Genomic DNA, 13,296 nt, shown 5'->3' on the forward strand with positions numbered 1-13,296 from the left:
TGAAGCACGCCTTTTGAGGCGACGCTTCGATATCCTGGGAAGAAGTCTTCGCGCTTTTGGAAGTTGTGAGCGGTGTAGTCGTCAACGAGACGTGTGTCGTGCCGAGCCGGTTTTCTCAAGACCCCATCAGGAGGATTCATGGCGCGACCGCAGAACCCCCAAAACAGGATAATCATCGCGCTGATCCTGGGCGTGACCATGTTCGGCTTGGCGATGGGCACCACCTATCCGCTTCTGGGTCTCTTGCTATCGGATCGCGTGTCGGGCGCGCTCAATGGCCTGAATACGGCGGCAACCGGTCTAGGCCTCATGACCGGCGTGTTGCTGGTGCCCGGCCTCGGCCGCGGGTTGGGCGCGGGTCGAACGGCGCTGGCAGGTGTGGGGTTGATGGCGGCCGCGCTCATCGTGCTGGCATTTTTGCGGGACTTCTGGCCGGTGTTCGCGGCCCGCATGATTTTGGGCTGCGGGGCGGGTCTTACGTTTATCGTCGCCGAAACGGCGCTGAACGCCTCCGCAGCCCCAGAGCGGCGCGGGCTCATTATGGGCATCTATACTGCTGCCAATGCCCTTGGTTTCGTGCTCGGTCCCGCGATGATAGCGCTGATGCCCGACCGCCCGGCCACGCTTCTCCTCGGTTGCGCCGCGATAGCGCTGATGACGCTGGTTCCTTTCGCCGCGGTGGAACGGCCGGTCAGCCGCTTGGTCGGGCCAGGATCGGCGCGACACATTGTGTCGGCGATCACCGCCTTCCCTTTAGCCTTTGGCTTTCTCTTTATCGCATCGATGATTGATGCCGTCGCGATCAGCCTGATGCCGGTCATCATGCTCGATCAAGATTTTAATGTCTCGCAGGCGGTGCTGCTCGCCACGATATTCCATGTCGGCCTGGTGATCGGGCAGCCGCTGATCGGGCTGGCGCTGGACCGGGCCGGCCGCCGCCGCACGGTGCTTGGTTGCTGCGGGCTATCACTTGCCTGCACACTGGCGCTGGTCTACGGATCAGATATGGGGTTCTGGCCCGTAGCCGGGCTGATGCTGGTCTGGGGCGGCGCCAATTATGGACTCTACACCGCTGCGCTTGCGCTGATCGGTGACCGCTTCCAGGCTGAGAAGCTGGCGGCGGCCACCGCCGCCCTTGCCTCGGTCTATGCTCTGGCCGCCATGATCGGCCCTGCCTTGGCCGGCGGCATGATGAATGGGCTTGGGGCACAGGGCTTATTCGGGGCAGCCGCGGCTGTCTATCTGACGGTGCTCTGCGGTGGCCTCTGGCTATTCCGGCCGGTCGAGCCGGATTGTGTGAAGCCTTGAAATTGGGAACTACTTGTCCATTGGTGAACAAAAGTCACCCTGGGATGAAAGCAGGCCAGCGCAATCGCCTGGGCGAAGCTCTTCAACCGTCCATTGGTGGCGGTGCCGGCGGTCCACCATCCGTTGCCAGTCGCCACGACGATGTCCGTAGAATGAAGCATGGACTGCAGCACCGGCCAGACGATGAGCTGCTCGTAGCAGATCAGCGGCGCGATCCTCGTGCCCGCGAGCTCAACGATGGGATTAGCAAAAAGGTAGGCTCGCGCTCCGCCGCCCTGCCCGATCCAGCCCCGCCACGGCTGCCACATGGAGACCGGCACCGGCATGCGTTCGCGATAGAGGATGAGCACCTCGCGGCGGAGATCGCCACCATAACGTTGTCGTGGCCGGCCGCGTCGATCACGGCCGCGCCGGCGATCACGGTGATGTCCGATCCGCGTAAGGCCTCCTGCCAGAGATGCGCGACGGTCGGCATCCAAAAGCTCAGTGCGCTTTCGGGAAGAACGATGAATCGGCTTCCCTGGGCTGCCCGGGCGCGAAACGTTGTAATCAGGCCACGCTGATGCTCGAACGAACTCTCGCGCCCGAGGCTCTGGCCGAGTTTGAGATCGACGCCCTCCCAACCGTCCGGTAGGGATGAGCCTGTCCACGTTGCGGCGGACCAGAGCCAAAAGCCTGCCAGGGCAATGACGGCTGCCGGCCAGTATCGCGATGTCATCATCGCGAGGCCAGCGGCAGTCGCAACGAGCCCCCACCATCCCCATCCCGGAAACAAACGACGCGCAAAGAGACTCCATTCCGCGCCAGATGATGGTTCAGCCGTTCAAACCAGCCATCGCGAAACGCGTTTAAGTCGTGTGCGTCGCCGGCCCATAACTCGTAGACGATCTTTCCGGATTTCGTCCTGAGCGACTTGCCGTCCTCACCCAGCCTAGCTATAGCTACCTTCTTCGCCCCAAAACCGTCCTCAGTGAGCGGCCGCAACGTGGTCATAAGGTGGATGTGCGGATTGCCAGGATTGTCGTGGTAGACCCAGTCGGCGACCATGCCTTTCGACAGAAAGTACGTTTCCACGAAGTCTCGGACGAGCGCGATGTTCTGTTCGGCCGATAGCTCCAGCGGCAGGGCGATGGTGACATCCTTGGCGAGCTGCGCGTCGACGCGCTTCTCGAAGGCCTCGACCTTATTCCAGAAGGCCTCCGCCGCTTCAGTGACGGACCGGTCCGCGATCAGCTTGCGCGCCCAATGCGGCGCATCGGCGGGCAGCAGGAACTCCTCATGCACCAGGCCCGGCTTGCGGGAATAGTCACTGGTACGGGCTTCGCACTCGAACTCCATCTTCGCGCAGTGCCGATAGGCCGCCGACAGCACCGCACTGCGGCCGTCGCCGCGGCTGACGATGCTGACGGAGAAGTGGGCGATGGCCACGGCGACGAAAACTCCCGAACACGAACCTCGTTCGTCGGGAGCAGCCGGCCCGTTCGGGCTCTACGCAAGGCGTCGCATCAGCGACGTATAATTGCGCCCTTGGATCCGCTCCTTCGGAACGGCGGGATGATCCTCCAAAGTGTCGGCCTTGCCGACGTGCAAATCTGCACGTTCCTTCGGACGTGCTTTTTAGTCGGCCGTGAAGAATTCGGAAGCCGCTGATATCGCATAGGAATAGTCTACTTTTCAGGCTTCCGAATTGCAGGTAACGGCCAGTTTGTGAGATAGTTTTCTTGCAATTCCAGTTGCGATTTCGCCGCCTGGCGAAGCGTGATTCACTGCTTTCATCGCAGTGAATCGGGAGCCAGGCGATGGGCAGACCACGCGAGAAGCGCGAGACGGGAGAACAGGATCTTTTCCGCTCCAGGCTCGATCATTTCATCAACATGAAGCACGAGCTGGTGCGCCTGGCGCAGGCGATCGACTGGCCGGTGCTGGAGGAGCGTTTCGGCGCGGTCTACTCGGACGGTCCCCGCATGCCGCCGCTGCCGACCCGGCTGATGGCGGGGCTGGCGATCCTCAAGCACACCTTCAACCTATCAGACGAGGCGCTGTGCGAGCGCTGGGTGGAGAACCCCTACTTCCAGTATCTGTGCGGCGAGGAGTTCTTCCTGCGCATTTCGCAAAAGCCGGACAGGGATTTAGCGAAAAGGGTGGAGTGAATTACCGAAACACGCACTTCCGCCACGCGCTGCCCTTCGACCGCTCGTCGATGACGCGCTGGCGCAGCCGCATTGGCGAGGAGCGGATCGTCGCGCTTTTGCAGGAAAGCCTCAGTATTGCGGTCAAGACCGGGGCGATGAAGCCGACCGACACGCGCCAAGTGATCGTGGACACGACCGTGCAGCCGAAGAACGTGATGTTCCCGACCGACGCCAAGCTCATCCACCGGGCCCGCGAACGGCTGGTGCGGCTGGCCAAACGGGCGGGACTGGATTTGCGCCAGACCTATGTGCGGGTCGGCAAGCTGGCGCTGATCAAGCACCAGCGCTATGCGCACGCCAAGCAGTTCAGCGCTGCGCAGGCTCAAGACCTATCTCGGCCGGACCATTCGCGACATCTCCCGCTAGATCGCCGGCGATACGCAACTGGACGCGCTCTTCAAATGGTCGCTCTACCAGGCCGCCACCGTTCTCGAGCAGCGTCAGCGCCAGCGCGGCCGCAAAATCTACAGCCTGCACGCGCACGAGGTGGAATGCATCGGCAAGGGCAAGGCGCATGCGCCCTACGAGTTCGGGGTGAAGGTGTCGGTGGCCACCACGCTGAAGCGCTCAAAGGGTGGCCAGTTCGCCCTGCATGCAAAAGCGCTGCCCGACAATCCCTATGACGGCCACACGCTCGCAGCGATCATCCCTGACATGGAAAAGACCATCGGCAACGAGATCAGCCGCGTCCTCGCCGACGCCGGCTATCGCGGTCACAATGCACCGGAGAGCCACAAGTTCAGGGTCTTCACCAGCGGCCAGAAACGCCGTGTCACCCCAGCCATCAAGCGCCAGATGCGGCGGCGATCGGCCGTCGAGCCGGTGATCGGCCACATCAAGAACGAACACAGAATGGGCTGCAATTACCTTGCTCACACCCAAGGCGATGCGATCAATGCCATCCTGGCCGCAGCCGGCTATAACTTCTCCCTCCTGCTCAGGTGGCTGAAGCAATTTTTGTGGCTCTTGATCGCCGCGTTCCTGAACCGGCCGAAGCAGCTTGCCGCTTAGCGGTCAAGATTGTTCACGGTCGACTTTTTAGGAAGTCTTCCGGCGAAACAAACGCCACAAGACTTCTAAGGAGACGCGACCGGAATGAAGAAGCCGTCATCGAAGATACGTGAAGAAATCGCCCGCCTGCAGGTCAGCTCAAGCAGGCCGAGACGCGCGAGGCCGAGCGCATCGGCCGGATCCCGCGCCTAGGGCGGGCGATATAGGGGCTTACCCGCGCACACGCGATCGTGGCCCGGCCTCAGCTACGGCATTGCGTTGCCATTCACCAACGCAACTGCAGAGGTTTCCGCGACACTCATGATAGGTAAGCACGCAACTTCTATACAATTAATCACCGTGGCCGATGATGCCCTTGATCTCGAGGAAATCATGGATCGCCCAGTCGGCGTATTCGCGGCCGTTGCCGGACTGCTTGTAGCCGCCGAAGGGCGCGAACGTGTCCCATTCCGGATAGTTGATCGACACCTGCCCGGCGCGCAGCCGGCCGGCAATCTTGCGCGCGTGGTCGATATCCCCGGACTGCACATAGGCAGCCAGGCCATAGACGGTGTCATTGGCGATCTTCACCGCATCATCATCGTCCTCGTAGGAGATGATCGACAGAACCGGCCCGAAAATCTCCTCCTTCTCGATGGTCATGCCGGGCCTGACGTGGCCGAAAACGGTCGGCCGCACATAATAGCCACGGTTGAGGTGCTCTGGCCGGCCGGGGCCGCCGGTGACCAGCGTTGCGCCCTCGGCGATACCGGCCTCGATCAGCCGTTGGATCTTGTCGAACTGGATGTTGCTGACCACCGGCCCGAGCTGGGTCTCTTCCGAGCGCGGGTCGCCGACCTTGTGCGCTTCGGCCGCCTTTTTGGCGATGGTCAGGGCTTCGTCGTGGCGGGCGGCCGGCACCAGCATGCGGGTCGGCGCATCGCAGGACTGGCCGCTGTTGCCGAAGCAGCCTTCGACACCCTTGCGTACCGCCGTCTCGAAATCGGCATCTGGCAGCACGATGTTGGCCGACTTGCCGCCCAGCTCCTGCGCGACGCGCTTGACCGTCTCGGCGGCCGTCTTCGCGACGATGATGCCGGCACGGGTCGACCCGGTGAACGAGACCATGTCGACGTCGGGATGGCCAGCCATGACCTGGCCGACATCCGGACCGGTGCCATTCACCATATTGTAGACGCCCTTCGGCGTGCCGGCGGCGTCCATCACCTCGGAAAAGACGATGGCGCTGATCGGCGCGATCTCGGAGGGCTTGAGCACGACCGTGCAGCCGGCGGCGATCGCCGGTGCCACCTTGCAGACGATCTGGTTGAGCGGCCAGTTCCACGGTGTAATCAGCGCGCAGACGCCGATCGGCTCCTTGACCACCATGGTGTTGCCGCGCTTCTCGCTGAATTCGTAATCCTCAAGCGCCTTGATGGTAGCTTCCATATGCGCCCTGCCCGCCCAGGCCTGCACCTCGCGCGCCCACCTGATCGGCGCGCCCATTTCCTGGCTGACCGCCTGGGCGATGTCCTCGAAGCGCTCGTTGTAGACTTCGAGGATGCGCTTCAAGAGCTTCAGGCGCCCGGCCTTGCTGGTCTGCGAAAAGGACGGGAAAGCCGCCTTGGCCGCCGCGACCGCCTTGTCGACATCAGCCTTGGAGCCGACGGATATCTTGGTGTAAGCCTCTTCGGTGGACGGGTCGATCACATCCAGCGTCGCCGGCACCATCGGGTTGACCCATTCGCCATTGACGTAGAATTTCAGGTGATTTCTCATAACGCACTCCCAGTTGCAACACGGCAGTAGAACCAAACCTTCCGAAACAAAATTGCAAACTTGTCAGCAGCACTTGAGCATCACTCATGCATCGCCTCGGCTTGCAGTAAATGAGAAGACATCCTCCATGGGCATGCCATTGTGGAAGCCGAGCCATGGTGGGGCGGGTGGGCAACATTCTGACGGACGGAAAGTGCCATCGCGATCAGCAGCGATCTGGGAGATACGTTTTTAATCATAGCAAAACAGGGCGCGGTAGGAGTATTGCCGGCACGGACGTACTGAATTCGAAAGAGCCCAGTCGATCGAGCGTGATGTTGTTATCGATCTGCCACCCTGGACAGGAGCGACCATATCCCTGTGCTCTTGTCGCAGCTTCATGATAAAGCGATTTGATTATTGGTTACGTGACAGTCTCACACAAAGGTAGTTCTCCGCTATTCGAAGAACCCAACGTAGTAGTCAAACCGCAAAGCGGCCCCGGCGGCCGAACCTGTTCGTCTCTTGTTTGTCGCGCTGCACGAAGAGCCGCTTCGCAGATGGCCTCCACGTCGGCAGCATCATTCTTCTCTGGTTGCCGCCCTCGATGCAAGAAGCCTTCCAACCTGATGTGCCCGGTGATCGAGTGCGTTCTTCTCTCAGGCCTTTCGTTGCGACCTTTCAAGAAGCCGCGGGCCGGTATGGTGATCTGCGGATCGGGTCCAAATCTTCTGCAAGAGCTTTCAAGCTCGCGAATGATGTCTGGTTTTCCTGATCCCGCATGGTTGCGCGTGCCCTTTGTTGCCGCCCATTGATCGATCATCACGCTCAGGGGCTCGGTTTCCAGTTGCGGGTTCAGCTGCAGGAACCGGTCAAACTGCAAGAACAACACGGGTTGCGAAGTATACTTGTATCCCCTGCGGCGCATCTTCGTGACATGCTCAGCCATGATCTCGCCCAGCACACTGCCGAACGGTTTGGGCTGACGCAGTTGGGCAAGAGCCTGTTCTGGATCACACGATATCAATGCGCGCCAGACTGGCATGCACTGTTTGATGTGGCATGCCTCACGCAGCGCTTCGACGGGATTGTGGTCAATCGCAGCCGTTTCCAGGAGGTGGTCGAGAAACCGATCGATGATGCGGGTCCGATGTAGCAGTGTCGTCGCAGCCCAACGGTCAGACGACTGCCGCAACCAGGCCAGTAGCACCTGTTGGTCGAGTGCCTCGTGACGTTCGACAACGTCCTGGAAGCTATGCAGGACTTGACGGTAACAAGTCCGGCTTTTGATATTGCGCACATCAAGGCTCGCGACATAGCGGCCAATGTACGCGCGATCGGGATCGGGCCAACGGACGGTCATGCCGACACCTCCGTTCCAGGCAAATCAAGAGCGATGGCCCTGAGATCCTCGGTCGCAAGCTTGAGGTAGGGAGCTGTCGACGCAATCGATCGATGCCCCAACAAATCGCCGATTATCTTTCGTGGCACTGCGGCGCGCAACAATTCGGTCGCGCGCGCGTGGCGGAAGATAGAGGTCCACACTTGCCCCGGGGTTTGACGCAAGCGTCACGTAGCCGCCGTCGAACCATGCTGTATAGCTTGTCGAGCTTGCGATAGGGTGCACGCGTGCGAACGAAGAGTTCTCTCGCATCTGTCGCGGGCCGTCCGGAACGCAGATAAGCAAGGATTGCTTCGCCAACCGGCTCCGTCAAGGGAAGGTACGTGTAGGCTTGCGTTTTGCTGTGACGGACACGAATGGCTTCGGTCCGCCAATCGATATCCTCAATCCGCATGTTGCGGATTTCTCCTGATCGCAGTCCATAGGTGGCGAGCAGTTGTAATATCGCATGGTCCCGCAAGCCGGCCGGCGTTTTATCCATGCTCGCACTTGCCAGTACCGCTGCGATTTGGTCTCGCTCCAAAATGGAGGGCACCCCTTCATAGGCGTAAAGCCGCGGCGCCAGGACATGCGGCGACAGGTCCGTTCCAATGTGCCTTGTCCGATGGAGATAACGCAGCAGTGAGCGAAGCCGCTCCGCTGCACATTTCAGCGAACTGCGCGTCAGTTTCGAGGCACGCATATCCATATAGCGGTCGATGTCGCCGACGCTCACTTCCATGAGGCCTTCGGCTCCGCATCGTTCCAGTTGCCAGCCCAGGAAGTGTCTGGCCTCCCACAAGAACGCGTCGATGCTGGCCCGAGAAAGACCACGCTCCTCGCGAAGCCAGGTTTCGTATTCGTTGCAGACCGCAAACCGCAGTGCGTCGGCGGCGCAGGTTACTTTTGGAGCAGGTGGCCACTGATCCTGCACAAGCCGCAGCAGAGCGTGAATACCCGCCTGCGGAATTTCGTGCCAGCGCTTGCCGGGATTTCGACCACGGCGCTTCCGGAATAGGGCGACTGCATGGCACAGATATCGCGCTACCTCGGCTTCGGTCACATCTGCGACCAGAATTCCTCGATGCATTAAGTAATCGAGAAACTCCTGTGCATAGGCGCAGTAATTTCCGATCACCACCCGACTGTATCGGCGACTGCTCAGTACGGCTTTGAGTTCAGCGATCAGTTCTCGTTCAGATTTCGACATCAATAACTCCTCTGCTGGTCGAATGACCGCAGAGGTTCGCTGGAAAATAATGCAGAGCAAAGACAGCGACAAACAGCAGAAGTGTATGGATTTTCTGCGCCGGTACCGCGTTCCTTCGCATTATGGCCATCTGACGATTAGTCAAGGAATGGAGAGGTGAGCATTACTTCACAAAGGGCCGCACATATTGAGGTGCGATCAGCTTCACCTCGTGGCCAAGCTTGACCATTTCTCGGGCCCAGTAGCTCGCGCTGCCGCATGCTTCCATCACAACCACAGCAGGCGGCTGGCTTGCCATAAACTGCCGGAACCGTGACCGCGTCAGCTTCTTACGGAATCTCAGATGCCCCGTCATTGTCGCGCCGTGAAGCTGGAAAACGTTCTTTGCCAGGTCCACCCCGATCATAGTATCGTTCATTTGCCGTCCTCTCCTTCTCGTGGCGTTGAACACCACGACCTTGGCACATTGCGATGCCGTCTGGGGAGGGCGGCAACCATCCCATCTTCTGCCGTTTGACGAAAGGCTCACATAGATTGGCGCGATCAATGATCACGACATGGTGCCCCAGTTTCGCAATATCCCTTTCGGCGAAGAACCGCCACGCCATCAACCTTGGCTGCATCGATTTGCATCGTTCTCTCCGCCAAGTCCAGGCCGATCCACTAATCTTTTCATGGACGCTTCCCTCTTCCATGTTTCCAACGCAACCGTTCAGGCACATCGACTCGCGTGTCCGGGCGAGGAGGTGGTGACGTTCAGCTCCTCGGCAGCCCTGGATAACGCGAAGGCCCCAAAGACGCCCAAATGGCGGAAGGGCGGCGCTTCAAAAAATCTTTTGTTGAAAATCTCTCAATATTGCGCTGGTGTATTTCAATTGTTCCGCCGCTGGAACCGGCTAACATCGGGGGCGTTGGCAAGCGGTTAACATGATCGCGTCTTGCAGTTTTGTCGTTGAACGGGAACGAAAGTTCCGGACAACGCAGGATCTAATGCTTTGGCGAATCGGTTGTCCGCGTGCTTTTCCTTCTCGCGACTATCGCGCGGAGTGACGCCCGGATTTGTTCGGCTGGAGGCTCTTGTGCATCACGAAATACCAAAAACAATTGCGCCGCGCTTCGACCGAGGCAGGCATAGCCGTGGACGTATTGGGTTCGTTATTCTAGCTACCGAGCCATTACTGGAAAGCGAAATGATCAAGATTGCCCCTCCGGATATAGGGGTTCACTTCTCGCGCGTGGCTATGGCAGATGAATTGACTGCTGAAAATCTCATGGATCAGCTATCGAAAATTCCCCAGGCGGCCTCGCTGCTGCTTGCCGACGGCCAGTTGGACGTGCTGTGTTATGCTTGTACGTCGGGCAGCATTGTCATGGGCGAGGCGCAAATCGTTGAATGCCTTAGAGCAGGAATGCCTGGTGCGATCCCAACTACCTTAATAAGTTGTGTTTTAGCTGCATTCAGAAAGCTCAACATCAATAAGATCGCTGTTGCTACGCCATATATACCGGAAATTAATGACCGTTTGCGGGCTTATTTAGCTGGCAGTGGTGTTGACGTCGTCAATATCGGCGGACTAGAGCTCACTCGTGATATCGATATCGCCCATGTAGACCCACGGTTTCTAATCGAGTTTGCGAAGCATGTCGACCGCCCTGACGCCGAGGCAATCTTCTTAAGCTGCAGTGCGCTGCGGGCCTCGGAAGTCGCCGCTGAAATTGAAGAGCAAGTTGGAAAGCCCGTCGTGACCTCCAACCAAGCAATGCTTTGGAATTGCTTACGGTTAGCGAATGTTTCTGATAAATTGGGCGGGTATGGCCGATTATTTCTCCAGTAACATTGTATCAGTTTATTATCTCTCGTCCTTCCTCTATGACCTTTCTACCGATGGTATAAGTATGAGATTTTTCTATACCGACTCGTTGCGCGCACGTATGGCAGATCAAGATCGAGAATGCTTCGGGCTGGAATCGCCTAATGTGGTGCGGCCATACCTAGCGCTTTGGCAAAATCATTCTCCTACTCCTTTGTATAGCTTGCCGGAAGTCGCGCGCGCGACAAACACTGCAAACGTTATGCTAAAGGATGAAGGCCGGCGGCTCGGGATGGGTAGCTTCAAAGCACTCGGCGGTGCTTATGCTGTTATGTCGATCTTTCGCACAATGCTCGAATCACGGCTTGGCCGAGAGATTACAATTCCAGAACTTCTCTCGCCACCAGCAGCGAAGCTCGCTGCAAACTTAACATTTTGCTGCGCCACAGACGGGAACCACGGAAAATCGGTAGCTGCTGGGGCTCGAATCCTAGGCTGCAGATCTGTTATATTTGTTCACGAGGGCGTCACTCCGGAGAGAGCAGAGGCGATCGGAGCTGATGAAATCGTGCGAGTGCCCGGCAACTACGACGATTCAGTAGCAGCAGCAGAGAAGGCGGCCTCACAGCGAGATTGGACGCTGGTCTCTGATACTTCGTGGCCGGGCTACGAGACCATTCCCGCCCTTGTCGCGCAAGGATACACCATTCTAGCCGACGAAGCGCTGCAGCAATTCGAACACGAGCGTGTTGCTCCTCCTACTCACGTGTTTCTCCAAGCCGGGGTAGGTGGCTTTGCTAGCAGCATTTCTGCGTATCTATTGGCAGCGCTGGGTAACATAAAGACCATTGTGGTTGAGCCTGACCGAGCTGCCTGTCTTTACGAGAGCGCTATCGCGGGAAAGCTTACATCTGTGGCGGCTCGCGAGCCAACCATCATGGCCATGTTAGAGTGCTACACGCCATCCCTGGTCGCTTGGCGCGTGCTTCAGGAAACCGCTGACGCCTTCATGATCATTTCGGAAGATGATGCAAGGCAAGCAATGAAAATGCTTGCCTTCAGAGGGGGTCATTACCCGATCATCAGCGGGGAAAGCGGAGCGGCAGGGCTCGCGGGCTTAATAGCCGCCGCGTCTGATCCGGCAGCGAGAGAAAAGCTAAAGCTAGATGCCGGTAGCCGAATCTTGCTGATCTGCACTGAGACTGCAACCGACCGTGCTTCGTATGAAGAGGCAGTTGGTCTGCCGCCAGAAAAGGTGATCGAGCCCGGTATTACAGGGCGGCAACCATAATCGTCTTGAAGACCTCACTGAGTCTCACGAAAGGATGTGAAGTGCATACTACACTTTCTATGCCCAAACGCGGCTTTTCTGCGGAAGAATTTGAAACAAGGACGAGCCGCGCGCAAGAAATCATGCGCCGGCATGAACTCGACGCTCTGCTTGTTTCCTCGCCCCCCAACGTCCGCTACTTTACGGGCTTCGATTCTCAATTCTGGGAGAGCCCAACTCGGCCATGGTTCGTGGTGGTACCTCTAGGAGGTAATCCAATTGCGGTCATTCCCGAAATTGGGGCGCCAGAGATGGCGCTGACTTGGATAAAGGATATTCGCACATGGCCTGCTCCGGTACCGGAAGATGATGGCATCTCCTTGCTCAAGTCTACGCTTGATAGTCTGCCAAAGCGGTTTGGCAGAATAGGCGCCGAGTTAGGCAGAGAAATGGCCATACGGATGCCCGTTTCAGACTTTTTGAAACTGCGAGACAGCCTTGCCTTTGACGTTGCGGATGGATCTTCCGCGATTTGGGAGACGCGGATGATCAAGACACCCGCGGAAATTGACCGAATAAACTTCATTTGCCAAATCGCAAGCGAAGCTTACGAACAGTTGCCATCTCAGATCTCGATCGGGGAGTCTGAGCGGGAAGCGGTCCGGAAGCTGCGGATAGACATTGCGAAACGAGGAGCTGATGCGACCCCGTTCATGCCAGCAATATCCGGCCCGGGCGGCGTTCCACAAATCGTTTGTGGCCCGCACGACCGTATCATTGAAGAAGGCGATATCCTGTTCATCGACACGGGCTCGACTTTCGACGGATATTTCTGCGACTTCGATCGCAACTACGCTGTCGGAAAAGTCTCGGATGACGCCCACAGAGTGCACGAGGCGTTGTGGATTGCAACCGAAGCGGGAATTAGAGCAGCGGTTCCGGGGGCAACCACTGATGACGTGTTCAGAGCCATGGCCAAGATTATTCAAGACGCCGGCGCAATCGGAAACAATGTGGGACGCCTGGGTCACGGCCTCGGCCTACAATTGACTGAACCACCATCCCACAGGGTTGGAGATGGGACGATCATTCGGGAGAACATGGTTTTAACGATCGAGCCGGGGATGGAGTACGCGCCCGGCAAAATGATCGTACACGAGGAAAATATCGTCGTTATGAAAGATGGTCCACGTCTGCTAACCAGGCGAGCGCCAAGAGAGCTGCCCGTGATCAGATAGCAATTAATTACACTGACTTCTCGGTTTTTGAACGAGCTGAGGATGCGGCACACAGTGCCTACGCAGATAGGGCAAACCTTTTTGTCAGCCGATAACCAAGCTGCTTAGCACCTAGGTGCCAGCGGCCTTTTTGGGTAG

9 protein-coding genes and 3 pseudogenes are annotated in these 13,296 nt (G+C 58.4%); 5 read left to right on the top strand and 7 right to left on the bottom strand.

The window, feature by feature from the left end; genetic code table 11:
- Positions 1-138: 138 nt before the first annotated feature.
- Positions 139-1,308 carry an MFS transporter gene (locus EOD29_RS24380; RefSeq protein WP_127248145.1) on the top strand — a complete coding sequence of 390 codons (1,170 nt, stop codon included), beginning with the start codon at positions 139-141 and terminating at the stop codon, positions 1,306-1,308.
- A gap of 98 nt (positions 1,309-1,406) precedes the next feature.
- On the opposite strand, the pseudogene EOD29_RS24385 reads toward EOD29_RS24380, so the two are convergent.
- Both EOD29_RS24385 and EOD29_RS24390 read right to left on the bottom strand, forming a co-directional pair.
- Positions 1,407-2,083 (bottom strand): annotated as a pseudogene (locus tag EOD29_RS24385) (carbon-nitrogen hydrolase family protein); the annotation flags it as partial.
- A 2-nt stretch (positions 2,084-2,085) separates the two neighbouring features.
- Positions 2,086-2,736, bottom strand: a pseudogene (locus EOD29_RS24390) (MobA/MobL family protein); the annotation flags it as partial.
- 371 nt (positions 2,737-3,107) lie between these two features.
- Between EOD29_RS24390 and EOD29_RS24395 the strand changes: the two are divergent.
- A pseudogene (locus EOD29_RS24395) lies at positions 3,108-4,511 on the top strand (IS5 family transposase).
- A gap of 330 nt (positions 4,512-4,841) precedes the next feature.
- Here the strand turns inward: EOD29_RS24395 and EOD29_RS24405 are convergent.
- From EOD29_RS24405 to EOD29_RS24425, 5 genes are all read right to left on the bottom strand, one after another.
- Entirely contained in the window at positions 4,842-6,269 is a 1,428-nt protein-coding gene (locus tag EOD29_RS24405) for an aldehyde dehydrogenase family protein (RefSeq protein ID WP_127248146.1), read from the bottom strand.
- 403 nt (positions 6,270-6,672) lie between these two features.
- Positions 6,673-7,611, bottom strand: a complete 939-nt coding sequence (locus tag EOD29_RS37245; RefSeq protein ID WP_245475407.1) for a hypothetical protein — start codon at positions 7,609-7,611, stop codon at positions 6,673-6,675.
- Positions 7,608-7,793, bottom strand: a complete 186-nt coding sequence (locus tag EOD29_RS37915) for a tyrosine-type recombinase/integrase (RefSeq protein ID WP_348630440.1) — start codon at positions 7,791-7,793, stop codon at positions 7,608-7,610. Before EOD29_RS37915 ends, EOD29_RS37245 begins: the two co-directional genes overlap by 4 nt.
- On the bottom strand, positions 7,724-8,839 hold the full coding sequence (locus EOD29_RS36055; protein ID WP_281059226.1) for a tyrosine-type recombinase/integrase: 1,116 nt from the start codon (positions 8,837-8,839) through the stop codon (positions 7,724-7,726). Before EOD29_RS36055 ends, EOD29_RS37915 begins: the two co-directional genes overlap by 70 nt.
- Before the next feature lie 163 nt (positions 8,840-9,002).
- Complete coding sequence (locus EOD29_RS24425) at positions 9,003-9,257, bottom strand: hypothetical protein (RefSeq protein WP_348630442.1); 255 nt, start codon at positions 9,255-9,257, stop codon at positions 9,003-9,005.
- Positions 9,258-10,029: 772 nt separating this feature from the next.
- Here EOD29_RS24425 and EOD29_RS24430 point away from each other — a divergent pair.
- The 3 genes from EOD29_RS24430 to EOD29_RS24440 are packed head-to-tail and all read left to right on the top strand — an operon-like array spanning position 10,030 to position 13,158.
- Entirely contained in the window at positions 10,030-10,674 is a 645-nt protein-coding gene (locus tag EOD29_RS24430) for an arylmalonate decarboxylase (protein WP_164763826.1), read from the top strand.
- Positions 10,652-11,941, top strand: coding sequence for a diaminopropionate ammonia-lyase (locus EOD29_RS24435; RefSeq protein ID WP_245475408.1), 1,290 nt, complete (start codon positions 10,652-10,654; stop codon positions 11,939-11,941). Before EOD29_RS24430 ends, EOD29_RS24435 begins: the two co-directional genes overlap by 23 nt.
- 41 nt (positions 11,942-11,982) lie before the next feature.
- Positions 11,983-13,158 carry a Xaa-Pro peptidase family protein gene (locus EOD29_RS24440; protein ID WP_206520491.1) on the top strand — a complete coding sequence of 392 codons (1,176 nt, stop codon included), beginning with the start codon at positions 11,983-11,985 and terminating at the stop codon, positions 13,156-13,158.
- The last annotated feature ends 138 nt before the right edge of the window (positions 13,159-13,296 follow it).

It is taken from the genome of Mesorhizobium sp. M1A.T.Ca.IN.004.03.1.1, assembly GCF_003997555.1.
Lineage (GTDB): Bacteria > Pseudomonadota > Alphaproteobacteria > Rhizobiales > Rhizobiaceae > Mesorhizobium.